The organism is Streptomyces sp. Edi4 (assembly GCF_040253615.1).
Lineage (GTDB): Bacteria > Actinomycetota > Actinomycetes > Streptomycetales > Streptomycetaceae > Streptomyces.
Genome location: NZ_JBEJGY010000004.1, coordinates 3,465,768 through 3,488,967 on the forward strand (window position 1 = coordinate 3,465,768; position 23,200 = coordinate 3,488,967).

Here is a 23,200-nt window from a genome sequence, read left to right on the forward strand (position 1 = left end):
GGCTGACGTCGTCACCGTGCGTACCGTTGTCCGCGCGGCCGTGTTCGTTCGGGACGCGGCCGTGTTCGTTCGGGACGCGGCCGGGGAGGAGCGCCACGATGACCGTTGTCGACGACCGGAACACTGACGACAGGATCGAGATGGCCGAGCACAGGGACAGCGAGCACACGCTCGACACGCTGTTCGCGTGGCTGGAAAGGACCGCCCCCGAGGGTTTCCGGATCGACATCGTCCAGGGGGCCATCTTCATGACGCCGCAGCGGAGGGTCCACTGGGACGTCATCGCGAACATCTTCGAACAGCTGAGGACAGGATTCGCCCGGAATCGGATCCTCTCCGACGTCCGGATCGATTACCCCGGGCATCTCAACGGTTTCTGCTCCGACATCACCCTTGTGTCGGCAGCGGCCGTCGAGCACGGCACGCGGCGCTTCGTCCACGACGACGTGGAATTCGTCGCCGAGGTCGTTTCGAAGGGGACCGGCGCCAACGACTACGGCCCGAAACGGACCGCGTACGCCGAGGCCGAGATCCCGGTGTACCTGATCGCCGACCCGTACCAGGGCAAGTGCCACCTCTACACCGAGCCCAAGGAGGGGGACTACACCAGCGAGCTCCAGGTGTCCTTCGGGACCGACATCGACCTGACCCGGACCGTCGTCGGCCTCGTCCTCACGACGGACGAGTTCCCCCGGGAATGACCCGGTTTGCAACGGGACAATCCGACCGGCACGGTAGAGGCATGATCTTCATCGCCGTCAGGTTCACCGTCCGCCCCGAGCACGCCGACAACTGGCTCACCATCGTCGACGACTTCACCCAGGCCACCCGCGCCGAGCCGGGCAACCTCTTCTACGACTGGTCGCGCAGCGTGGACGACCCCACCCAGTACACCCTGCTGGAAGCCTTCGCCGACGAGGCGGCCGGGGCGGCGCACGTCGACTCCGACCACTTCAGGGCCGGGATGGAGTCCATGGCCGGCGCCATCGCCGCCACCCCGGACATCATCAACGTGCAGGTGCCAGGCCAGGGCTGGAACAAGATGGCCGAGCTCCAGCCCAAGTAGCTCCAGCCCAAGTAGCTCCAGCCCAGGCAACGCGTGCCGGGTGTCAGCCGGGCCAGACGATCGACTGGAGTTCGCTGTACGCGTGCAGCGCGTACGAGCCGACGTCCCGGCCCACCCCGCTCTTCTTGAAGCCGCCGAACGGCGCCTCCATGTTGCGGCCGATCGTGTTCACGCCGACCCCGCCCGCGCGCAGCCGTCGGGCGACCCGGAAGGCGCGGGCCACGTCCCGTGACCACACGTAGTCGAGCAGCCCGTACTCGCTGTCGTTGGCCAGCGCGACGCCCTCCTCCTCGTCGTCGAAGGGGATGACGACGACCACCGGGCCGAAGATCTCCTCGCGGGCCACCCGCATGTCGTTGGTGCACCCCGCGAGGAGGGTCGGCGCCACATAGAACCCCCGTTCCAGGCAAGGGCGTTGGCCCCCCGCGAGGACCGTCGCGCCCTCCTTGCGCCCCAGCTCCACATAGGACTCCACCCGGTCGCGGTGGGCGGCCGAGATCACCGGCCCGACCACCGTGTCCCGCGCGGTGGGATCCCCCACCTTCAGCGATCCCGCGTACGCCGCGAGCCGGTCCACCAGCTGGTCGTGGACGCCGCGCTGGACCAGGACCCGGGTCGGCGCGGTGCAGATCTGCCCGCTGTAGAAGGCGAAGGTGGTGCCGATGCCCTGGACCGCCGACGCCAGGTCGGCGTCGTCGAAGACGATCGCGGCCCCCTTGCCGCCCAGCTCCATCAGCTGCCGCTTCATGGCGCGCCCGCACACCTCGGCGATGCGCTGCCCGACGGCGGTGGAGCCGGTGAAGGAGACCATGTCGACGTCGGGCGAGTCGACCGCCGCCTCACCGACCGCCGACGCGGACCCGGTGACCACGTTGACGACTCCGGGCGGCGCCCCCGCCTCCTCCAGCGCCGCCGCCATCCTGAACACCGACAGCGGATCCTGCGGCGCGGGCTTCACCACCACCGTGTTGCCCATCGCGAGCGCGGGCGCGACCTTGCCCGCCGGGTTGGCCCAGGGGTTGTTGTACGAGGTGACGCAGGTGACCACCCCGACCGGCTGCCGCACGGCGAGCGCCCCGAGCACCCCCGCCCCTCCCATCGGCCCGGCCTCGTTGACCTGCGGCACGAGCGCCCGCTCCACCGGCTCGAGGGCGCCCCTGGCGTACCGCCTGAACCGTGAGATCCCCACCCCGACCTGCATGCCGCGCGCGGTGGCGGCGGTGGCGCCGGTCTCGGCGCGGGCCAGCTCGGCGTTGGACACGAAGTCGCGCCGCATGAGGTCGGCGGCCCGGTCCAGGATCGCGGCCCGCTCCTCGGGACGCGTGCGCGACCAGGCGCCGAAGGCCTCCCGCGCGGCCGCCGCCGCCCCGTACACCTGCGCACGGCTCGCCTCGGGCGCGAACCCCACCACCTCCTCGGTGGCGGGGTCGAGCACGGGGTAGTACCCGCCGTCAGGCACGACCCAGGCCCCACCAATGAACAACTCCCGCTCCCCCTGGCCCACTTGGCCCGCCGGGTCTACTTGGCCCACTTGGCTCACTTGGTGCTCACCGTCCTGGTGTCGCGGCCCGAGCGCAGCACCGTGCCGGGCACCGCGCCCGTCACCCGGTCATCGCGCAACGTCTCGACGCCGTTGACCCGGACCGAGACGACACCGATGGCCTTGGAGTCGAGCCGGGGGCTGCTGCCCGGCAGGTCGTGCACGAGCGTGGCGGGCCCGGCCTCGATCCGCTCCGGGTCGAACAGGACGAGGTCGGCGCGGCACCCCTCCTCGATCCGGCCGCGCCCGCGCAGCCCGAACAGGCGGGCGGGATCATCGGTGAGCATCTTCACGGCCCGCTCCAGCGGAACGAGCCGGCGCCCGCGCAGGCAGTCCCCGAGGAAACGCGTGGTGTACGGGGCGCCGCACATCCGGTCCAGGTGCGCCCCGGCGTCGGAGCCGCCGAGCAGCACGTCCTCGTGCTCCCACGTCTCGCGGCGCAGCGCCCAGGTGGCGGGGTCGTTGTCGGTCGGCATGGGCCACAGGACCGTCCGCAGGCGGTCGTTGGCGCAGATCTCGACGAGGCAGCGGAAGGGGTCGATTCCGCGCTCGGCGGCGATGTCCTTGACCACCCGCCCCGTAAGGCCCTCGTTCTCGGGGCTGTAGGTGTCGCCTATGACGTACCGCCCGAAGTCCGCGAGCCGCCGGAAGATCCCGGCTTCCTTGCTCTCGGCGCGGCGCAGCATCTCGGCCCGTACGCCGGCGTCGCGCAGCCTGGCGATGCGTTCGGGCACGGGCAGGCCGAGGATGTCGCCCCAGCCGGGGATCAGATTGAGGGCGCAGAAGGTGCCGAGCGACATGTTCATGGGGGTGAGGATCGGCATGGTCAGCGCGACGATCCGCCCCCCGGCCCGGCGCGCGCGCTCACTGGCGAGGAGCTGGCGCGGTACGCGTTCGGGTACGGCGGCGTCGATGGTCAGCACGTTCCAGTTGAGCGGGCGCCCGGCGGCGGCGCTCATCTCGACGAGCAGGTCGATCTCGTCGTCCGCGAACCGGTCAAGGCACCCGGCGACGATCGCTTCGAGCTGCGTACCCTCGTGCTGTCCGACGGCCTCGCTCAGCGCGATCAGCTCGCCGGGCAGCGCGTGCCGGGACGCCACGGGTTGGCCGTCACCGTCGGAGTGGGTGGAGGACTGGGTGGTGGAGAGCCCCCAGGCGCCGGCGTCCATGGCGTCGTGGAGCAGCGCGAGCATGGTGCCGAGTTGCGCGGGGCTCGGCTGCCCGCCGACCGCGTCGGGGCCCATCGCGTGGCGCCGCAGGGCGCAGTGCCCGACCATGAACCCGGCGTTGACGGCGATCCGCCCGTCGAGGGCGTCCAGGTACTGCCCGAAGCTGCTCCACCCCCAACTCACCCCCTCCTCAAGGGCCTTGAGGGACATCCCCTCCACCTTGGACATCATGCGCCGGGTGTAGTCGGCGTCCTCGGGGCGGTCGGGGTGGAGCGGGGCGAGGGTGAATCCGCAGTTGCCGCCGGCGACGGTGGTGACGCCGTGGTTCATGGACGGCGTGGCGTAGGGGTCCCAGAAGAGCTGGGCGTCGTAGTGGGTGTGCGGATCGACGAACCCGGGCGCGAGGACGAGACCGGTGGCGTCCTCGCGGGTGGCGGCGTCCTCGGTGACGGCCCCGGGGGCGGCGACGGTGGCGATCCGCCCGCCGCGTATCCCGACGTCGGCGCGGCGAGCGGGGGCGCCGGTCCCGTCCACGAGGGTGGCGCCCTTGATCAGGTGGTCGAGCATGGGATGCCTTCCGGGGGTGCGGGGTGGGTGTGGACCCGGGTGGGGCCGCCCCCGGCCGGGAGGCGCCGCGGTGGGCCTCCGGCCGGGGGTGGTTACGAGACGGCGGTCCGGGAAGGCGCCGCCTCGGGTCTGGTTGGGGGCTGGTCCGGGCCGGCCCGGGATTTCCCCCACCCCGCCCCTTCCCGAAACCCTCCGGGGGTTCGTTGGGTGCGGGTCGTACGTGGCTGGTCGCGCAGTTCCCCGCGCCCCTGACGGGGCTGGTGCGGGTCCGCATCCGCATCCTCAGCCCATCCGCCCCTGGCAGGGCTGGTGCTGGCCTGCATGCGCATACCCAGCCCGTCCGGCGATTGAGGACGAGCGCCCTTAAGGCGCGAACGGGGTCTGGGGCAGAGCCCCAGACACCCCGGCTGCGGACCGTGCTGGGCTGGTCGCGCAGTTCCCCGCGCCCCTGGCGGGGTTGGTGCCGGCCCGCACACACAGCCCGCCGCCCCTGGCGGTCTCGGTGCGGGCCCGAAGAGGCATCCCCAGCCCGTCATGGGGGTCCCCCCTGGCCCTCAAGGCCTTGGGGGAGATTGAGGACGAGGCCGTTCAGGCCGGACGGGGTCTGGGGCGGAGACCCAGGGGGCTGGGGCGCACCGGGTCAGGATGCCGCGCGGAAGCGAGAGGTCCGGTGAACCGGATCCGTGTCGATGACCGGAATCACATGCTCCCCGATCAACCGGATCGTCTGCATCGTGTCGTCGAACGACACCCCGATCGGCAGTCCGAACGACAGCTGATCCGCCCCCGCCTGCTCCCACCGCTTGCACTGCGCCGTCACCTCATCAGGATCCCCACAGATCATCAGCTCCTCCGCGATGAGCAATTCGATGATCTCCGCGCTGTACTCCGGCAGCAGCTCCGGCCACTCCGGAATCCCCTCGGGCCGAGGAAACGTGTCGTGGTAGCGGAACACCAACGACTGCAACCGGTTCAGCCCACCCCCGACCGCGATCCGCACCGCCTCCTCGTGCGTCGGCGCACAGATGGCCGTGGACGTCACCATCACGTTGTCGTTGACGAACGCACCGACCGGCTCGGCGTCCCGGATCGCCGTCTTGTACTGCTCCAGGACCCACTCCATGTCGGAGACCTTCTGCACGGAGAACCCGAGCACCCCCAGCCCCTTGCGCGCCGCCATCGCGTACGAGGAGGGCGACCCGGCGGCGTACCACATGGCCGGGTGCGACGCCCCGTACGGCTTGGGCAGGATCTTCCGGGGCGGCAGCGACCAGTGCTTGCCCTGAAACCCCTGGTACTCCTCCTGGAGCCACATCTTGGGGAACTCCGCGATGGTCTCCTCCCAGATTTCCTTGGTGTGGTTCATGTCGGTGACGCCCGGTATGAACCCCAGGATCTCGTGCGACCCGGCACCCCGTCCGCTGCCGAACTCGAAGCGTCCTTCGGAGAGATGGTCCAGCATGGCCACCTTCTCGGCGACCTTGACGGGGTGGTTGACCTGGGCCAGCGGGTTGAAGATGCCCGAGCCGAGGTGGATGCGTTCGGTGGCGTGGGCGAGGTAGCCGAGGAAGACCTCGTTCGCGGAGAGGTGGGAGTACTCCTCCAGGAAGTGGTGCTCGGAGGCCCAGGCGTACTTGAACCCGGACTTGTCGGCCTGGATGACGTACTCCGTCTCCTCCATGAGCGCCTTGTGCTCCGCCATGGGGTCGACCGCTGACCGTGCCGCCGGCACGTATCCCTGCACAAAGAGTCCGAATTCCACGGGACTTCTCCTTCATGACGTATCACGTGTTTCTGACGCACCGTCAGGTGGTGACGGCTCGACTGTTCCACCGGCCGCCGACACGGTCAATACCTGACGCATGGTCAGGAAATGGAGCCCCCGGAGGAGCCCGGGTCCGGAAGTCGCTCCGGGGAACTCAGAACAGGGACACCCCGGCGAGCCACCCACCGTCGATCACGAAGGGCTGTCCCGTGATGTACGAGGAGTCCTGGCAGGACAGGAACAGGGCGAGCACGGCCACCTCCTCGGGCCGTCCCGCCCGGCCGAGCGGCACCAGCTTGCGGTAGAGCTCGTCGAGTGCGGCCGAGGTCTCGGCGGCGTCCGCCGTCGGGTCGAGCTGCGCGGGGTTGGACATGGCGGTGTCGATGGCGCCCGGGCACACCGCGTTGACCCGGATCCCCAGATGTGCGAGTTCGAGCGAGGCGACCCGGGTGAGTCCGAGGATGGCGTGCTTGGTGGCGGCGTACGTCCCCACCGCCGCCATGCCGGTCATCGCGGTGTACGAGGCGGTGTTGACGATGGTTCCGCCCCCCGCGGCGCCGATCTCGGGCGCGACCGCCTTGATCCCCAGGAAACACCCCACCTGGTTGACCCGCACCACCTGCATGAACTCATCCAGCGGCGTGTCCACGAGCGCGTTGAACCGCAGGATCCCGGCGTTGTTGACCAGCCCGTCGATCCTGCCGAAGGCGTCCTTCGCGGCCGCGACGGCGGCGACCCACTCCTCCTCGCGGCTCACGTCGAGATGCGCGAACCGGGCGACGCCATGCCCCAGTTCCTTGGCCAAGGCCTCCCCTTGCTCGTCCAGTACATCGGCGACGACCACCTTGGCCCCCTCGGCCACGAACAGCCGCGCCTCCTGCTCCCCCTGCCCCCGCGCGCCCCCGGTGATGAAGACGACCCGACCGTCCAGCTTGCCCATCGTCGACTCCTAGTCGTTGAGATGTGGGCCGACCTCGGCCCCGAACGCGGCCATCTGGTCGAGGAGTTCGTCGCGTCCACGCGAACGGAACCGCACCTGGATCTGGTCCACGCCCATCTCCCCGTACGCACGTAGCGCCGCCGCGAGCGCCTCGGGCTTGCCCGTGAGGGTGCGGCGCCCGGTGTCCCAGCCGGGCTCACCGACGTACAGCGCCTCAGTGATCGCGCCGATGGTGACGGGTTCGACCACGCCGCCCCGCTCCCGAAGCGTCCGCAACTGGCCTATCTGGGCGCGCAGTTGCTGCCGCGTACCCCCTTGAGGAAGCCACCCGTCCCCGCGCAGCGCCGCCCGCCGCAGGGCTGCGGGTGACGACCCGCCCACCCAGATGGGCACGCGTCGCTGCGCGGGCCGCGGCCGCTGGCCGAGCCCACCGAAGGAGAACCGTTCGCCGTGGAACTCTGGGTACTCCTCCGGCCCGAGCGCTGCCCGGAGCGCGTCGATGGTCTCGTCGAGCACGGCTCCCCGGCGCGCGAAGTCCGCGCCGACCGCGTCGAACTCCTCGCGCACATGCCCGGCCCCGACCCCGAGGATCAGCCGCCCGCCGCTGAGGTGGTCCAAGGTCGCGTACTGCTTGGCGGTGACGAGGGGATGGCGCAGCCCGACGACCGCGACATGGCTCATCAGCAGGACCCGCTCGGTGACGGCGGCCAAGTGCGCCAAGGTGGCGACGGGGTCGTACCAGACCGTGCTCATGACCCCGGCGAGCCGGCGCGGAATGGCGATGTGGTCGCAGCAGGCAAGGTAGGCGAACCCGGCCCGGTCGGCGGCCCGCGCGATCGCGACGAGTTCACCCGGCCCGGCATCGGCCTCCCAGCGCTCGGCGTAGAGGGTGCTCTGCGACTGGACGGGAAGCTGCATCCCGTACGCGAGACGCCCGTTCGGCAGTATCGACACCGCGCCCTCCACGCCATTCTGATGGCCCGTCAGTTCACGGGCTGCGCACCATCGTCATAGCTGACGCCCCATCAGACAAGAGGTGCGTGAGCGCGGGTCGGGCGGTGACGCGGGCGAAAAAGGCCCGGGGGCTGGGCTCAGCCGAGCAATGCGTACACCGTGGACGCCCGGGCCGCCGGTTCCTCGGCGCCCCCGCCCGTCATGGTGATCTCGGCGAAGGCCATGCGCCGCCCCAGCTTGGTGACGCGGGCGTCGATCAGTACGTCGGCGCCGGTCACCGGACGCATGAAACTCGTGGACTGCTGCACGGTCGTCATCGGCCCGTACGCCCCGCGCGCGGCGGCCACCGCGATCACGGTGGCGGTGTCGGCGGCGGCCATCAGCGCCTGCCCGCTGAGCCCGCCACCGTCCCGGGCGAGCGCGTCGCTCCACGGCAGACGCAACACCGCGTGCCGCTCCCCCGTCTCCTCCACGCGCAGTCCGAGACCGAGCACCCAGGGCGCGAAGTTGTCGGCGAGGATCTTCTCTGCTTCAGCAGGGCTCAACGTCATGCGCCCCATGGTGACGGCGCCCCGGCCCCTTGTCAGCGCCCCGATCGGCCGCGACGGCGATCTCAGAAGCGCTCGATCTTCTTCCCGTCAGGGATCCGGTAGCAGCCGGACACCACCATGAAGCCCAGCGAGGGTGGACTGTTCTTGACGTAGGCGCCGAGCTTGACGCTGACCTTCTTCGTGTCGTTGTCGGCCGTCAGACTGAGGTTGTTGTTCTTGCTGCTGTCCCGTCCGTACTCGACCACCTTCCACCCATGCTGGGGGAGCTCATCCCTGAGCCGCTTCACAACACCTTCAAGCTCGGCCGTCGAAGTCGAAGCCGGAATGAGGTCCCAGGGATGGAAGATCGTGAAGTACGTGTCGCGGTCCCTGCCTTCGCACTCCATGACGCCGGGCTGTGTGCTGGAGGCCCTTCCCTGGAGACCGATCAGGTCGTAGAGCTCGCTGGACACCCTCTCCATCGCATCGGCCGCGTCGGAAGTCGTGCTGATGCCCGCGAAGGGGGTCTCCGAGGAACCCGTGAAGCCGCCCGTACCGCATCCGGTCAGGGCCATGAGGGCAACGCACAGAAGGAAGGCCCGGGCTCGGGACGGCGCCCTCATCGGGCCGGTGATCGCCGCCCGGCCCACGGCGTCCCGTTTGAGCTGGGCCCACTCCGCCTCGAACGAACTCACCCGTCCCCTCCCCCTCGTGCGCCTCGTCTCTGCCAGCGTCACGCTAAAGGGAGCGGGGTGGCCCCTCATGAGTACGCGTACTCAAACACCAGAGCCGGTACGCCCTCGTTCAGATGGCGGGAAGGAAGGACTTACCCGGCGGTCCGGCACGGGAGCGCGGCCACCTCGCACGTTGAACTCCCGCGTCCGGATCAGCGCGCGGTCGCTGCCTCGCCTCCACCGAGCAACGCGTACACCGTGGTCGCCCGGGCCGCCGGTTCCTCGGCGCCCTCGCCCGTCGTGGTGATCTCGGCGAAGGCCATGCGCCGCCCCAGCTCGGTGACGCGGGCGTCGATCAGTACGTCGGCGCCGGTCACCGGACGCATGAAACTCGTGGACTGCTGCACGGTCGTCATCGGCCCGTACGCCCCGCGCGCGGCGGCCACCGCGATCACGGTGGCGGTGTCGGCGGCGGCCATCAGCGCCTGCCCGCTGAGCCCGCCACCGTCCCGGACCAACCGCCCGGACCCCGGCGACCGCAGCGCCAGCTCGCTCTTGCGCCGGGATCAGGCAGCGGGCGCGGTGGTGATCATCCAGTGAGTGAAGGCGGCGTAGCGCTCGGCGGACTCGGCAGCTCCGTCGGCATGCTCGATCGCGGCGGAGTGCTGACGCACCTCTTCGAACCGGGCCCGGCGTACGCTCTCGTAACGGGCGAGGGCGGTAGCCGTGGCGGATTCCCCCGCCAACTCGGCGCGCAGCACTCCGGCGTCCTCCATGCCCAGGGTGCCGCCCGCGGCGATGTGCGGGGACAGGCCATGTGCGGCGTCCCCGATCAGGGCGACCCGGTCCGTGGTCCAGCGCCGCAGTTCGGGGACGAGCATGATCTGGTTCTCCAGGATGGATTCCTCCGGCGTCGCGGCGATCATCTCCAGGAGTTCGTCGTGCCAGCCGGACTCGGCCACGTTGCGGGCCCGGAGAAGTGCCCGGTCCCTCTTGCCGCCGACCAGTTCACCGGCGTCGAACTGGCCCACCCACCACATGGTTTGGCCCGGTGCGACCCGGGTGTAGCCGCCTCGGGTCCGCGCGTGCCCGATGGTGACAAACGTGCCTTCCGGCCGCTCGTCCCCGGAGGGCAGCACTGCGCGCCAGGCGAAGTTGCCGGCCTGCGCGACTGCCGCGCTGCCGGGCGCGAGAGCGGTGCGCACGTCGGAGTGCACACCGTCCGCACCGATGAGCAGATCCGCCCGCAGCGGCGCACCGTCGGCGAGGTGCACTTCCACATGTGTGTCGTGCTCGGTGAAGCCGGTGACGTGTGTCCCCAGCCTGATCCGGTCCCTGCCGACGGTGTCGGCGAGGAGGTTGTTCAGCTCCGGCCTCGGCACCATCAGGAACCGGTGGGCGGCCGGATCGTAGCCGGCCGCGCGCATCGGGTGCCCGGCCGCGTCAAGGAAACGGGCCTCGACGGTCTCACCCATGCGCCGGACATCGTCGCCGACGCCCAGAGCGTCCAACTCCCGCAGCGCGTTGGGCCACAGGGCGATGCCGGCCCCGGCGGCCCGCACCTGCGGCGCGTGCTCCAGCACGATGACCTCATGCCCGATCAGCCGCAGCGAGGCCGCGGTGGTGAGCCCGACCAGGCCCGCTCCCACGATCACAGTGCGCATCGTTCCTCCCCTTGCCATCCAGTACCGCCGTGGCGAGATGCGCCGACGACTGGGAGGAAGGCCAACCAGGCGCCCGCCTGCCGGACGCGGCCAAGCTCGCTCTCTTCACCCAGGGAACGTAACACTAACGGTTAGCTTTTCCTAACGATTACACTTATGCGTCACGGACGCCGCTGCCCGGCCGAGCCGCCCCCCGCAGGGCTCCACCGTTCGACCGCGACGCCGTCGGTCCGGGCGGGGGCGCGCCGCCTGAACCCGAAGGCAGGCCCTCACCACCCCGCCCGCAGGGCATCGACAGCTCCGCCCACACCGTCTTGCACGGGCCCGGCCCCGCGAGGACGCCCCAGCGGTCGGCGTACGCCGCCACGAGCAGCAGCCCCCGGCCCGATTCGGCCCAGGACTCCGCCCGCGCGACGGGCAGCCGGTCACCCTGCGCATCCACCACCTCGATCCGCAGCGTCGCCCCGTCGTCCCTCAGCACCAGCCGCATGTCCCGGCCCGGCACCCGCCCGTGCAGCGCGGCGTTGGCTGCCAGCTCACCCACGACGTACTGCGCGTCCTCGAACTCCCGCTCCCACCTGCGCAGTTGCTCTACCGCCAGCACCCGGGCGATGCGGGCGCCGCGCCCCGTACAGGAGAGCTGGACACTGAACTCACGTACCCCTGAGGGCGTTTCTTCTGTCACGTCACTCAGCGTGGCCACACCCGTTTACCCTGACCAGTGATCGAGTGAGTACAGAGAGTTTCTGTCCCGGTTCTGTCCGGTGGAGTCCCGGCCGTCCTGGGGTACGGCACGCTCGGAGGTGGGTGCGGATGAGTGACGACTGGGGCGTGGACCCGGACGACGAGGCATGTGCGGTGGCGACGGCGGTCGGGCGCCAGCTGAAACTCTGGCGGGAGACCGCCGGGTTGACGGCGGCGGAGTTCGGCGCGGCGATCGGCTACGGCGAGGACCTGGTCTTCAAGGTGGAGGGCGGCCGCCGGATTCCCCGCCCGGAGTACCTGGACAAGGCCGAGCACGTCCTCGACGCGGGGGGCCGCCTGGCGGCCATGAAGGAGGACGTGGCCGTCGCCCGGTATCCGAAGAAGGTGCGTGACTTGGCCAAGCTGGAAGCGGAAGCTGTGGAGCTGGGCATGTACGCCAACCACAACATTCACGGGCTGTTGCAGACGGAGCAGTACGCCCGGGCGTTGCTCCGGACGCGCCGACCCGCGTACTCATCAGGCGAGCTGGAACGGATGGTCGCCGCAAGGATGGCCCGGAGCTCGGTCTTCGATCGCTCTTCGGGCCCCGAGCTCAGCTTCGTACAGGAGGAAGTTACGCTTCGGCGCCCGATCGGAGGAGCTTCGGTGCTCCGGCAGCAGCTTCAACGCCTGCTGGAGGTCAGCGAGTTGCCTAACGTAGAGCTTCAGGTGATGCCGACGTGCCGCGGTGACCATCCCGGGACGGCCGGCTTGATCGAGGTATTGAAGTTCGGAAACGGTTCGGCTCTGGGACGGGGGGATGGCAAATTCGGCGGTCGACCGATCTCAGATCCGGGCCAGCTTCGTATCCTGGAACTGCGCTATGGCATTATCCGGGCCCAGGCTCTGACTCCAGAGGAGTCGAGGGTCTTCATCGAGCGAGTGCTGGGAGAGACATGATCCGCAAGGCCGCCGCTAGCGAAGGCACCGAGCTGGAATGGTTCAAGAGCAGCTACAGCAGCAGCAGTGACGGCGAGGACTGCGTAGAAGTCGCCGCCACCCCCCGCACCATCCACATCCGCGACTCCAAGACCCCCGAAGGCAGCCGCCTCGGCGTCACCCCGCGCACCTGGGACGCCTTCGTCTCCTACGCGGCCAGCCACTGAGCCCGCATCCCACAACGCGTGACGGGAGAAGCGAATCGTGAAGGACGAATCCTCCGCCGTCTACGGCACCGAACTGACCTGGTTCAAGAGCAGTTACAGCGACAGCAGCGATGGCAACGACTGCATCGAGGTAGCCACGACCTGGTCCAAGAGCAGCTACAGCAGCAGCAACAACGGCGAGGACTGCGTAGAAGTCGCCGCCACCCCCCGCACCATCCACATCCGCGACTCCAAGTACCCCGACGGTGACCTCCTCTGCGTCCCCCCGGGCACCTGGGCCGCATTCGTCACCTACGCGGCCGCAGGCTAGGGGTCGGGCCCGGGCCCCGTGGGCCCGGGCTACACCCCCACCCCCCGTCAGCCCCGCAGGGCACCGCCCGGGTCTACGCCCACAACCCCTCCCCCGTAAGCCCCAGCAGGGCAATCGCGTTGCCCCGTACGATCCGGTCCACCACATCCGGCGCCAGGTGTCCCATCTGCGCCTCGCCGACCTCCTTCGACTTGGGCCACGTCGAGTCCGAGTGGGGGTAGTCCGTCTCGTACAGGACGTTGCCCACGCCGATCGCGTTCAGGTTGCGCAGCCCGAACGCGTCGTCGAAGAAGCAGCCGTACACGTGGTCCGCGAAGAGTTCGGACGGGGGGCGGTGGACCTTGTCCGCCACGCCGCCCCAGCCCCGGTTCTCCTCCCACACCACGTCCGCGCGCTCCAGGATGTACGGGATCCAGCCGATCTGGCCCTCCGCGTACATGACCTTGAGGTTGGGGAAGCGTTCGAACTTGCCGCTCATCAGCCAATCGACCATCGAGAAGCAGCAGTTGGCGAAGGTGATGGTGGAGCCGACGGCCGGCGGGGCGTCCGGGGAGGTGGAGGGCATCCTGCTGGACGAGCCGATGTGCATGGCGATCACCGTCCCTGTCTCGTCGCACGCGGCGAGGAAGGGGTCCCAGGCGTCGGCGTGGATGGAGGGCAGGCCCAGGTGCGGGGGTATCTCGGAGAAGGCGACCGCGCGTACCCCGCGCGCGGCGTTGCGGCGGACCTCGGCGGCGGCGAGGTGGGCGTCCCACAGCGGGATCAGGGTGAGCGGGACAAGGCGGCCGTGGGCATCGGGGCCGCACCACTCCTCCACCATCCAGTCGTTGTACGCGCGCACCGCGAGCAGCGCGAGTTCGCGGTCGGGCGCCTCGGTGAAGGTCTGGCCGCAAAAGCGCGGGAAGGTGGGGAAGCAGAGCGCGGACTGGACGTGGTTGACGTCCATGTCCGCCAGGCGCGCGGCGACGTCGTAGGATCCCGGTCGCATCTGCTCGTAGGTGATGACTTCGAGCCGGATCTCGTCCCGGTCGTAGCCGACGGCCGTGTCCAGGCGGGTCAGCGGGCGGTGCAGGTCCTCGTACACCCACCAGTCGCCGATCGGCCCGTCGTCGCCCTTCGCGCCCATGACCGGCGCGAACTTACCGCCCAGGAAGGTCATTTCCTTCAGCGGGGCCCGGACGACGCGCGGGCCGCTCTCCCGGTACCTGGACGGGAGGCGATCCCGCCAGACGTTGGGGGGCTCCACCGTGTGGTCGTCCACCGAGATGATCTTCGGGAAGGTCTCCATGTCTTCTACGGTAGAGCTGATCTGACGATCCGTCAGCTACCCGCGCACGCTTCACGCCCGGTCCGGGCCGCCGCGTCCCGCACCGATCGCGGGGGACAGCGCTCGCGATGAGTGTGCAGGGCATGTGTCGAAGCCTTGTGCAGAGGGTCACCCGCTGCTGACGCGACCCCTCCGGACAGGGCAGACTGGCGGGGAGCAATCCAGGAGTACGGGGGTACAGGGGGAGCTATGGACCGTGACGGCGGGACGCGCGTTCCGGAGCAGCGCGCTCCAGTACCGCCGCCGCAGCGCGCGAGGGGGGACCTCGTCCAGGCGGCGGACGAGCACGGCCCGGCGGCGTCCGGCGCCGGGCTCCGCTTCGGCGTACTCGGACCGGTACGGGCGTGGCGGGGTGAGCAGGCCCTGCCGTCCGGCTCTCCGCAGCAGCGCGCCCTGCTCGCCGCCCTGCTCCTGCGCGACGGCCACACCGCCACCGCGGCCGAACTCATCGACGCCATCTGGGGCGAGGACCCGCCCTCCCAGGCCCTGGCCGCGCTCCGTACGTACGCCTCCCGGCTGCGCAAGGTACTGGACCCCGGGGTCCTGGTCAGCGAGTCCGGCGGTTACGCGATCCGGGCCGGCGCCGCCACCCTCGACCTCAACGAGGCGCAGGAGCTGGCGAACGCCGCCGAGAAGGCGCGGACCGGCGGCGATCAGGGCCGCGCCCGCGCGCTCCTGAACAGGGCGCTCGCGCACTGGGACGGCGAACCCCTGGCCAACGTGCCGGGCCCGTACGCCGAGAACCAGCGCACCCGGCTGTCCGAGTGGCGCCTCCAGCTCACCGAGACGCGGCTCGACCTGGACCTGGAGGCGGGCTGCCACGCCGAGGCCGTCTCCGAGCTGACCGCGCTGACCGCCGCCCACCCGCTGCGCGAGCGGCTGCGCGAACTGCTGATGCTGGCCCTGTACCGCAGCGGCCGCCAGGCCGAAGCGCTCGCGGTGTACGCCGACACCCGGCGGCTGCTCGCCGACGAGCTCGGCGTGGACCCCCGGCCCGAGCTCGCCCGGCTTCAGCACCGCATCCTGCGCGCGGACGAGGACCTGGCCCGGCCTCCCGCCGACGCGCCCACCTCCGCCCCGGCCCCGGTCCGCCCGGCTCAACTCCCTGCTTCCGTACCGGACTTCACAGGGCGCGCCTCTTTCGTGCGCGAGCTCACCTCGCGGCTCGCCAGCGCCGAGACCACGGTCATGGCGGTCTCCGCGCTGGCCGGCATCGGTGGCGTCGGCAAGACCACCCTCGCCGTGCACGTCGCCCACGCGGCCCGCCCGCACTTCCCCGACGGACAGCTCTACATCGACCTCCAGGGCGCCGGCGCGCAGGCCACCGAACCCGAGACGGTTCTCGGCGCCTTCCTGCGCGCGCTCGGCACGCCGGATCCGGCGATCCCCGACTCGATGGAGGAGCGCGCGGCCCTGTTCCGCTCCACGCTCGACGGCCGCCGGGTCCTGGTGCTGCTCGACAACGCCCGGGACGCGGCGCAGATCCGGCCGCTGCTGCCGGGCACCGAGGGCTGCGCCGCCCTCGTCACCAGCCGCAACCGGATGGTCGACCTGGCCGGCGCGCACCTCGTCGACCTGGACGTGATGTCCCCCGACGAGGCGTTGCAGCTCTTCACCAGGATCGTCGGCGCCGAGCGCGTCTGCGCGGAGCGCGAGGCGGCCCTCGACGTGGTCGCCGCCTGTGGCTTCCTGCCGCTCGCCATCCGTATCGCGGCCTCCCGCCTCGCCTCGCGCCGCACCTGGACGGTCTCCGTACTGGCCGCGAAGCTCGCGGACGAGCGGCGCCGCCTGGACGAGCTCAAGGCCGGTGACCTCGCGGTCAAGGCCACCTTCGAGCTCGGCTACGGCCAGCTGGAGCCCGCCCAGGCCCGCGCTTTCCGCCTGCTCGGCCTGCCCGACGGGCCCGACATCTCCCTGGCCGCGGCGGCCGCCGTCCTCGACCTCCCCGAGCAGGAGACCGAGGATCTGCTGGAGTCCCTGGTCGACACGTCCCTGGTGGAGTCCGCCGCGCCGGGCCGCTACCGCTACCACGACCTGGTGCGGCTGTACGCCCGCTCGTGCGCCGAGCGCGACGAACAGCGGCCGCAGGAGCGGGAGTTGGCGCTGTCGCGGCTGCTGGACTTCTATCTGGCGACGGCCTCGGGCGTGTACGCGCTGGAACGCCCGGGCGATCGCCTGGTGGACCACCTGGAGCCGACCGGACGCGACGGCGTGCGCTTCGAGGACCCCCACGCCGCCCAGGACTGGATGTACGCCGAAGCCGTCCCGCTCCTGGCCTGCGTACGGCAGGCGGCGAGCCGTCCCGCCTTCCTGCGCCGGGCCGGGGACCTCCTGTGGGCCGCCCTCGACCTCGCGGAGTCGGGCACCAACTCCAAGGAGTACGTGGCCAGTGGCGCCGCGCTCCAGGCGGCCGCCCACGCCTGCGGGGACGTACGGGCGCAGGGCCGCGTCCTGACCGCGCTGGCCAACGCCCGTCACACGGCGGGCGGGTTCGACCAGGCGGACCTCGACGCGGCGGAGGGCATGCGCCTGTCCCAGCTCGCCGGGGACTCCCTGCCCGGCTGCTGGGCCCCCAACATCCGGGGCGTCGTCGCGCTCTACCAGAACCGGTACGCCGAGGGCGAGCAGCACCTGACGACGGCGATCGAGAACTACTCCCGGGGCGGGGACCGGCCCGGCGAGGCAAGCGCGCTGTGCAACCTGTCGCGGATCCATCTGGCCATGGGCCGCACGGCCAGCGCGGTGGCCCTCGCCCAGAACGGCATCGACATCTACGACGGGCTCGGCAATTCACTGCGGGGCGCCAACGCCCGTTACGCGCTGGGGCTCGCCCTGGCGAAGGACGGACAGTACGCCGAGGCGGTCCGTCGGCTGCGGGAGGCCCTTGAGGTGTTCCGCGACAGCCGCCAGCACCTGTGGGAGGGCATGGCCCTGTTCCGCCTCGCCGAGGTGGACTTCGCCGCCCGGCGCCCGGCCCAGGCGGCGGCGAACGCGGAGATGGCGCTGACCCGCCTGCGCGGCATAGGGGGCGACTGGCGCCGGGGCAACGTCCTGACGGTGCTGGGCCGGGCGCTGGACGCCATCGGCCAGAGCGGGCGGGCCCAGGTCTGCTGGCGGGAGTCGCTGGAACTGTTCGACGCGCTGGGCTCGCCGGAGGCCGTGACCGTCCGCGCCCTGCTCGCTCCCGCGCGCGCCGCATAGGCGCGGGGCTGGCCGTTCATCGTTCGTTTATCGCCGTCCGGCACTCTTCTACTCAGTCGTTCCGTGGAGCCGGGGGGCCGGCGGAAGGGCTGAGAGCCGCAGTATTAGTCTCAGCGGCTCCGAGGGACCCGTCCGGACACCATCGGGGGAGCGGCCGGGCGGGTCCGTTCCGCTCCATCAGCACCGCCAACGGGAGAGTCACCATGGGCGACATCAAGAGCACCGAACCGGTCATCAAGCCACTGGACGTCCACGCCACGACCACGGCCGACGACGGCACGTTCACGCCGCTGGACGTGCACGCCACCGGCGTCGGGGGCGCCGGCACCGTCAAGCCCCTGGACGTCCACGCGACGGCCACCGGCGCGGCCTCGACGAACGACGTCCACGCCACGGCGGAACCGGTCAACTGACTTTTCTCAGCGGGGGACGGCCGCGACGGCGCGGAGGGGGAGCCGTCGCGGCCGCCGCATGTCCAGGACCGGCTCGCTCCGCGCCCACCGGTCCGGGCATTCGCCGGTCCTTGCCCGCCGGGACCGGCGATCATTCATACGGTCGACACCGACGCCACACACAGCCAACGCCCCGTACCGCACCTGGAGTTGCCATGACCCGCGCCACCCGCCTGCTCGCCACGCTCGCCGTCGTCATAACGGCGGCGGTCGGCGCCGCCGCCCCCGCCCTCGCCGCCCCGCGCGTCGCGGCCGGCACCCTGGACATCCACGCCACGGTGATCACGCCGCAGGACATCCACGCCACCTGAGCCCGCCACGGCGGCGCGGGAGGGGTACTGGCCCTGGCCGCGATGACGCGGAAGCGATCGGCCCTCCTCCCGGGCCCTGGGTGATGGACTCAGCGCAAGCCCAGCACACCCCCTCCGGGCCATGCCGTCCGAAGGCCCGGCATCGTGCCGCGCCCCTGTCGTACTGTGGCCCCTGGAACCTCAGGAGGGATCAGGATGAGCGCACAGCACACCGAGCCCGGCGGGCCTCTCATCCCGCGCCCGGAACGGAGCCCTGCGGCACTCCGCGTGGCTCTGGCCCAGGTGGCGCCGCATCGGCTGGCCGAGATGGAGCAGCAGAAGGACGAAGCGATCGCCCTTGCGGCGCGGACAGATTCCCTCGGCCCGGTCGTACAGTTCCTGGAAGCCTGGGCCGTCGTCATCGAGATCGCGCGCTTTCCCGCCGCCGCCGCGCGTCTGCACTCCGCCGAGTACGCGGCACAGGTCCTCGACCGCGCTGATCCGGCGTGGGGGACGGCCATGGAGGAGATCCGGACCGCGTATCGGACGGCCCGGGAGTCGCTCGCGGGTGAGTGAGTGGCGCTGGGAGTACGAGCCCGACGAGACACATGTGGTCGGCGGTGCCACGCCCCCGCCCTCGGAGCTCGTCGCGGAGGTGGAGCAGCGTGCCGCCGAAATCGTCCGAGCCGCGTCGGCCCTTCACCTGGACGGCACGCGCTACCAAGGGGTGGGTGAGGGAGTGCAGACCGCCTTCGTCCCGGGCGGGATGTTCCTGTACCTGACCATCGCACGGCACCAGTGCGTGTACGTCCTCCAAGTGACCGCCTCGCCCCTCTGACCCCTCACCGACCCCGCAGCTCCCCCTTCACCACCTTCCCGCTCGCGTTGCGCGGGAGTTCGGGGACGAACTCGACCTCCCTCGGCACCTTGTAGTTGGCCATTTCGCGGCGGCACCAGGCGATGAGGTCGTCGGCCGTCGCCGGTGAGCCGGGGCGCCGCACCACATAGGCGCGGCCCACTTCGCCCAGGCGCGCGTCCGGGACGCCGATGACCGCCACGTCGGCCACCGCCGGGTGCAGGCCGAGCAGTCGCTCTATCTCGGCGGGGTAGGCGTTGAAGCCGCCGACGATGAACATGTCCTTGATCCGGTCGGTGACGCGCAGGTTGCCCGCGCCGTCCAGGACGCCGATGTCGCCCGTGCGCAGCCAGCCGTCCTCGTCGATCACCTCGGCCGTGCGCGCCGGGTCCTCGAAGTAGCCCCGCATCACATGGAAGCCACGGACCTCGATCTCGCCGGGTTCGCCCTCAGCGGCCAGGACCCGCACCTCGGTGCCGGGGATCGCGCGGCCCGACGTCGAGGCGATGACCTCAGCCGGATCGTCCCGGCGGCACATCGTGACGATCCCGCTCGCCTCGGAGAGCCCGTACGCGGTCAGGACGGTGCCCACGCCCAGCTCGTCCCGCAGGCGCTCCACCAGGCGCAGCGGCACCACCGCAGCGCCCGTCACCACCAGACGCAGCGCGCTCAGGTCGTACTGGTCGCGGGCGGGGTGGTCCAGGAGCGCCTGGTGCAGGGTGGGCGGGCCGGGCAGGACCGAGACGCGTTCGGCGGCGATGTTGGCGAGGGCGGTCTCGGCGTTGAACACCGGCTGCGGAACCATCGTCGCGCCCCGCATCAGGCAGGCGATGACGCCCGCCTTGTAGCCGAAGGTGTGGAAGAACGGGTTCACGATCAGATAGCGGTCGCCTTCGCGCAGGCCCGCGAGCTCGGCCCAGATCGCGTAGCAGCGCAGGGTCTGGGCATGGGTGATCACCGCGCCCTTGGGGCGACCGGTGGTGCCGGAGGTGTAGACGATGTCGCAGGGGGCGTCCGTGGCGATGGCGTCCGCGCGCGCCGCCACCTCGTCGACCGCCACACCCTCCCCGCCGGCCAGGAAGTCCTTCCAGGTGCGAAAGGTGTCGGGCGCGTCGTCGGCGAGGACCACCACCTGCTCCAGATGCGGCAGCGAGGGCAGCGGGCCGGTGCCGGGGCCCTCGGCCGTGGCGCGGCGCAGCGAGGCGACGTAGGAGGTGCCGAGGAAGGTGCCGGTGATGAACAGGAGCCTGGCGCGGGAACTGCGCAGGACGTACGCCGCCTCCGCGCCCTTGAACCGGGTGTTCAGCGGCACGAGCACCGCGCCCGCGCTCACCGCGCCGAGCGCCGCGACGATCCAGTCGGCGGTGTTGGGCGCCCACAGCGCGACCCGGTCGCCCGGCTCCACCCCGGCCGCCACGCACGCGGCCGCCGCGCGCTCCACGCGCTCGCCGAGCTCCGCGTAGGAGATCCGGCTCCGGCCCTCGACGACCGCCTCCCGCTCGCCGTGGCGCCCGGCCGCGCTCCGTACCAGATTCGCGATCGTGCCCCACTCCAGGTCCCCGCGCATCGAAACCCTCCCCAGGCCAGCTGACTATCCGTCAGATTAGCTGTAGCCTCCTGCGCTGTCAGTACGGGTGACGCTCGTGGAGGTGGGGCCATGGCCACGTTGAAGGACGCGACAGCCATAGTCGGGATCGGGCAGACGCCGTTCGCCAGGCGCCTGCCCGAATCCGAGAAGACGCTGGCGTGCCGGGCGATCCTCGCCGCCCTCGACGACGCGGGCATCGAGGCGTCGGAGGTGGACGCGTTCGCCTCGTACACGATGGAGGAGACCGACGAGGTCGAGGTCGCCAAGTCCATCGGCGCGGGGGACGTGACCTTCTTCAGCAAGGTCGGCTACGGCGGCGGAGGGTCCTGCGCGACCGTGGGACACCTGGCCGCCGCGATCGCCACCGGGCAGGCGGGCGTCGGGGTGGCCTGGCGCTCCCGCAAGCGCGGCAGCGGGCCAAGGCCGTGGAGGAACACCGCGGCCCAGCTTCCCACCCCGGCCCAGTGGACCCGCCCCTTCGGGCTGCTCAGGCCCGCCGACGAGATCGGCATGCTGGCCCGGCGCTACTTCCACGAGTACGGCGCCACCCGCGACCACCTCTTCAACGTGGCCCTCGCCTGCCGCAACCGCGCCAACCAGAACCCGGCCGCGATCATGTACGAGCGCCCACTGACCCGCGAGATGTACATGACCTCGCGCTGGATCAGCGAACCGCTCTGCCTCTTCGACAACTGCCTCGAGACGGACGGGGCGTTGGCGTGCGTCGTCGTCTCGGCCGAGCGGGCCCGCGACTGCCGGCAGCGGCCCGTGTACGTGCACTCCGTCGCCCAGGGCCTGCCCGCCCAGCACCACGGCATGGTCAACTACTGGAACGACGACCCGCTGACCGGGCCCGCCTGGACCGCCGCGCGCCACCTGTGGAAACAGGCCGACTTCGGCCCCGAGGACATCGACGTGGCCCAGATCTACGACGCGTTCACCCCGCTCATCCCACTCTCCCTCGAAGGCTACGGCTTCTGCGGGCGCGGCGAGGGCGGCGCCTTCACCGAGGGCGGCGCCCTGGAGATCGGCGGACGGCTGCCTCTCAACACCGGTGGCGGCGGCCTGAGCGAGGCCTACGTCCACGGCTTCAACCTCATCAACGAAGGCGTCAAACAGCTGCGCGGAGCCGGCACCGCCCAGGTCCCCGACGCCGCCACCTGCCTGGTCACCGCCGGTGAGGGCGTGCCCACCTCCGCCCTTCTGCTGAGGAGTTGAGGAATGCTGACACCCGTACCCGACGACGACGGCGCGCCGTTCTGGGAGTACGCGGCCCGAGGCGAGCTGCGCGTCCAGGCCTGCGCCGCACCCGGCTGCGGCCGCCTCCGCTTCCCGCCCCGGCCGTGCTGCCCGCACTGCCGATCCTTCGCGAGCGAGTGGCGCCGCGTCTGCGGACGCGGCCGCCTCTGGTCCTACGTCCTGCCCCACCCTCCACTGCTGCCCGACTACGCGGCGGTGGCCCCCTACAACACGGTGATCGTCGAGCTCGCCGAGGACCCGCTGATCCGGCTGGTGGGCAACGTGGTCGCCGAGCCGGACGCGCCGCTGGACTCGGTCGACCCCGCCCGGCTGCGGATCGGGGCCCGGGTACAGGTGGCGTTCACCGAGGTCGACGGGGTGAGCGTGCCGCGCTGGCTCCTGGAGCGGGCGTGAACGTCCTGGTGGCGCGCGACCGGGAGAGCGGCGTCGCGGTCGTCACCCTGGACCGGCCCGAGCGCCTGAACGCGATCGACCTGGAGACGGCTTCCCAACTGGCCGCGATCTGGCGCGAGTTGCGGTTCGACGACGCCGTACGCGCGGTCGTCCTGACCGGGGCGGGCGAGCGCGCCTTCTGCACCGGGATCGACCGCGCGGCCCAGGTGGCGCAGCCCGCGTCGCCGTACTCGACCGACGATCCCCTGCTCACGATCGGACCCAAGGCCAACGACCTGTGGAAGCCGGTGATCGCGGCCGTGCGCGGGATGGCCTGCGGCGGGGCGTTCTACCTGCTCGGCGAGGCGGAGTTCGTGGTCGCGGCCGACGACGCCACGTTCTTCGACCCGCACACCACCTACGGCATGGTCAGCGCGTACGAGTCGATGTATCTGGCGCTGCGGATGCCGCACGGCGAGGCGGCCCGGCTCACTCTCATGGGCACGGCCGAGCGGATGAGTGCGCGGCGGGCGTACGAGATCGGTTTCGTCAGCGAAGTGACGGCTCCCGGGGCGGAGTTGGAGGCGGCCGTGCGCTGCGCGGAGACGATCGCCTCGTTCCCGACGGAGGCCGTGCAGGGGACCGTGCGGTCGGTGTGGGCCGCGCAGGAGGCCGCCCTCGCCCAGGCCCACTCCCGCGCGCCCGCGTTCGTCGCGCTCGGGAACCTGCCGCCGCCACGACAGGCCGAGCTGTTCGGCGCGCGCCGCTCGAAGGACTTCCGGACGCGGTGAGCCGGGGGGGCGGGGGCGGCGGCTCGGCTGGGCT

24 protein-coding genes and 1 pseudogene are annotated in these 23,200 nt (G+C 71.4%); 13 read left to right on the forward strand and 12 right to left on the reverse strand.

The window, feature by feature from the left end; translation table 11 throughout:
• The first annotated feature begins 98 nt into the window (after positions 1–98).
• Both ABR738_RS17740 and ABR738_RS17745 read left to right on the forward strand, forming a co-directional pair.
• Positions 99–701, forward strand: coding sequence for a Uma2 family endonuclease (locus ABR738_RS17740; protein ID WP_350230958.1), 603 nt, complete (start codon positions 99–101; stop codon positions 699–701).
• A 41-nt stretch (positions 702–742) separates the two neighbouring features.
• Positions 743–1,066 (forward strand): putative quinol monooxygenase, encoded by a 324-nt coding sequence (locus ABR738_RS17745; protein ID WP_350230959.1) that lies wholly within the window; start codon positions 743–745, stop codon positions 1,064–1,066.
• A gap of 43 nt (positions 1,067–1,109) precedes the next feature.
• On the opposite strand, the gene ABR738_RS17750 is transcribed toward ABR738_RS17745, so the two are convergent.
• From ABR738_RS17750 to ABR738_RS17795, 10 genes and pseudogenes are all read right to left on the reverse strand, one after another.
• The gene (locus tag ABR738_RS17750) at positions 1,110–2,570 is read right to left on the reverse strand and encodes an aldehyde dehydrogenase family protein (protein WP_350234627.1); all 1,461 of its coding nucleotides are present in this window, start codon (positions 2,568–2,570) and stop codon (positions 1,110–1,112) included.
• Positions 2,571–2,602: 32 nt separating this feature from the next.
• Positions 2,603–4,342: an N-acyl-D-amino-acid deacylase family protein gene (locus ABR738_RS17755; protein ID WP_350230960.1), complete on the reverse strand. Its 1,740-nt coding sequence runs from the start codon at positions 4,340–4,342 to the stop codon at positions 2,603–2,605.
• Positions 4,343–4,982: 640 nt separating this feature from the next.
• Positions 4,983–6,104 (reverse strand): LLM class flavin-dependent oxidoreductase, encoded by a 1,122-nt coding sequence (locus ABR738_RS17760; protein ID WP_350230961.1) that lies wholly within the window; start codon positions 6,102–6,104, stop codon positions 4,983–4,985.
• A 157-nt stretch (positions 6,105–6,261) separates the two neighbouring features.
• Positions 6,262–7,047 carry an SDR family NAD(P)-dependent oxidoreductase gene (locus ABR738_RS17765; RefSeq protein WP_350230962.1) on the reverse strand — a complete coding sequence of 262 codons (786 nt, stop codon included), beginning with the start codon at positions 7,045–7,047 and terminating at the stop codon, positions 6,262–6,264.
• 9 nt (positions 7,048–7,056) lie between these two features.
• Positions 7,057–8,001 carry an LLM class F420-dependent oxidoreductase gene (locus ABR738_RS17770; RefSeq protein ID WP_350230963.1) on the reverse strand — a complete coding sequence of 315 codons (945 nt, stop codon included), beginning with the start codon at positions 7,999–8,001 and terminating at the stop codon, positions 7,057–7,059.
• 137 nt (positions 8,002–8,138) lie between these two features.
• Positions 8,139–8,552 (reverse strand): PaaI family thioesterase, encoded by a 414-nt coding sequence (locus ABR738_RS17775; protein WP_350230964.1) that lies wholly within the window; start codon positions 8,550–8,552, stop codon positions 8,139–8,141.
• Positions 8,553–8,614: 62 nt separating this feature from the next.
• Positions 8,615–9,226, reverse strand: a complete 612-nt coding sequence (locus ABR738_RS17780; RefSeq protein ID WP_350230965.1) for a hypothetical protein — start codon at positions 9,224–9,226, stop codon at positions 8,615–8,617.
• A gap of 191 nt (positions 9,227–9,417) precedes the next feature.
• Positions 9,418–9,747 (reverse strand): annotated as a pseudogene (locus tag ABR738_RS17785) (PaaI family thioesterase); the annotation flags it as partial.
• A gap of 24 nt (positions 9,748–9,771) precedes the next feature.
• Positions 9,772–10,869 carry an FAD-dependent monooxygenase gene (locus ABR738_RS17790; protein WP_350230966.1) on the reverse strand — a complete coding sequence of 366 codons (1,098 nt, stop codon included), beginning with the start codon at positions 10,867–10,869 and terminating at the stop codon, positions 9,772–9,774.
• Positions 10,870–11,023: 154 nt separating this feature from the next.
• A complete protein-coding gene (locus ABR738_RS17795; RefSeq protein WP_350230967.1) occupies positions 11,024–11,554 on the reverse strand; it encodes an ATP-binding protein in 531 nt (176 codons plus the stop codon).
• Between the two features lie 128 nt (positions 11,555–11,682).
• Here ABR738_RS17795 and ABR738_RS17800 point away from each other — a divergent pair, with 128 nt between their 5' ends.
• Genes ABR738_RS17800 through ABR738_RS17810 form a run of 3 tightly spaced genes read left to right on the forward strand, consistent with a single transcriptional unit; the run spans position 11,683 to position 13,029 of the window.
• Entirely contained in the window at positions 11,683–12,513 is an 831-nt protein-coding gene (locus ABR738_RS17800) for a helix-turn-helix domain-containing protein (RefSeq protein ID WP_350230968.1), read from the forward strand.
• Entirely contained in the window at positions 12,510–12,719 is a 210-nt protein-coding gene (locus ABR738_RS17805) for a DUF397 domain-containing protein (RefSeq protein WP_350230969.1), read from the forward strand. Before ABR738_RS17800 ends, ABR738_RS17805 begins: the two co-directional genes overlap by 4 nt.
• Before the next feature lie 37 nt (positions 12,720–12,756).
• Positions 12,757–13,029, forward strand: a complete 273-nt coding sequence (locus ABR738_RS17810; RefSeq protein ID WP_350230970.1) for a DUF397 domain-containing protein — start codon at positions 12,757–12,759, stop codon at positions 13,027–13,029.
• A 73-nt stretch (positions 13,030–13,102) separates the two neighbouring features.
• Here the strand turns inward: ABR738_RS17810 and ABR738_RS17815 are convergent, their stop codons facing one another.
• A complete protein-coding gene (locus ABR738_RS17815) occupies positions 13,103–14,317 on the reverse strand; it encodes an amidohydrolase family protein (RefSeq protein ID WP_350230971.1) in 1,215 nt (404 codons plus the stop codon).
• A gap of 228 nt (positions 14,318–14,545) precedes the next feature.
• Here ABR738_RS17815 and afsR point away from each other — a divergent pair, with 228 nt between their 5' ends.
• The 5 genes from afsR (at position 14,546) to ABR738_RS17840 (ending at position 19,137) form a co-directional block, all read left to right on the forward strand.
• Entirely contained in the window at positions 14,546–17,557 is a 3,012-nt protein-coding gene (afsR, locus tag ABR738_RS17820; protein ID WP_350230972.1) for an SARP-family global regulator AfsR, read from the forward strand.
• Positions 17,558–17,760: 203 nt separating this feature from the next.
• Positions 17,761–17,970 (forward strand): hypothetical protein, encoded by a 210-nt coding sequence (locus ABR738_RS17825; RefSeq protein WP_350230973.1) that lies wholly within the window; start codon positions 17,761–17,763, stop codon positions 17,968–17,970.
• Positions 17,971–18,164: 194 nt separating this feature from the next.
• The gene (locus tag ABR738_RS17830; RefSeq protein ID WP_350230974.1) at positions 18,165–18,320 is read left to right on the forward strand and encodes a hypothetical protein; all 156 of its coding nucleotides are present in this window, start codon (positions 18,165–18,167) and stop codon (positions 18,318–18,320) included.
• Positions 18,321–18,515: 195 nt separating this feature from the next.
• Positions 18,516–18,875: a hypothetical protein gene (locus ABR738_RS17835; RefSeq protein ID WP_350230975.1), complete on the forward strand. Its 360-nt coding sequence runs from the start codon at positions 18,516–18,518 to the stop codon at positions 18,873–18,875.
• Positions 18,868–19,137 (forward strand): hypothetical protein, encoded by a 270-nt coding sequence (locus ABR738_RS17840; protein ID WP_350230976.1) that lies wholly within the window; start codon positions 18,868–18,870, stop codon positions 19,135–19,137. The genes ABR738_RS17835 and ABR738_RS17840 overlap by 8 nt, the downstream gene beginning before the upstream one ends.
• 4 nt (positions 19,138–19,141) lie before the next feature.
• Here ABR738_RS17840 and ABR738_RS17845 read toward each other — a convergent pair whose 3' ends face one another.
• A complete protein-coding gene (locus ABR738_RS17845) occupies positions 19,142–20,722 on the reverse strand; it encodes a FadD3 family acyl-CoA ligase (RefSeq protein WP_350230977.1) in 1,581 nt (526 codons plus the stop codon).
• Positions 20,723–20,812: 90 nt separating this feature from the next.
• Here ABR738_RS17845 and ABR738_RS17850 point away from each other — a divergent pair, with 90 nt between their 5' ends.
• Genes ABR738_RS17850 through ABR738_RS17860 form a run of 3 tightly spaced genes read left to right on the forward strand, consistent with a single transcriptional unit; the run spans position 20,813 to position 23,166 of the window.
• Entirely contained in the window at positions 20,813–21,961 is a 1,149-nt protein-coding gene (locus ABR738_RS17850) for a lipid-transfer protein (RefSeq protein ID WP_350230978.1), read from the forward strand.
• 3 nt (positions 21,962–21,964) lie between these two features.
• Complete coding sequence (locus ABR738_RS17855; protein ID WP_350230979.1) at positions 21,965–22,396, forward strand: Zn-ribbon domain-containing OB-fold protein; 432 nt, start codon at positions 21,965–21,967, stop codon at positions 22,394–22,396.
• A complete protein-coding gene (locus ABR738_RS17860) occupies positions 22,393–23,166 on the forward strand; it encodes an enoyl-CoA hydratase/isomerase family protein (RefSeq protein WP_350230980.1) in 774 nt (257 codons plus the stop codon). Before ABR738_RS17855 ends, ABR738_RS17860 begins: the two co-directional genes overlap by 4 nt.
• Positions 23,167–23,200 lie beyond the last annotated feature (34 nt).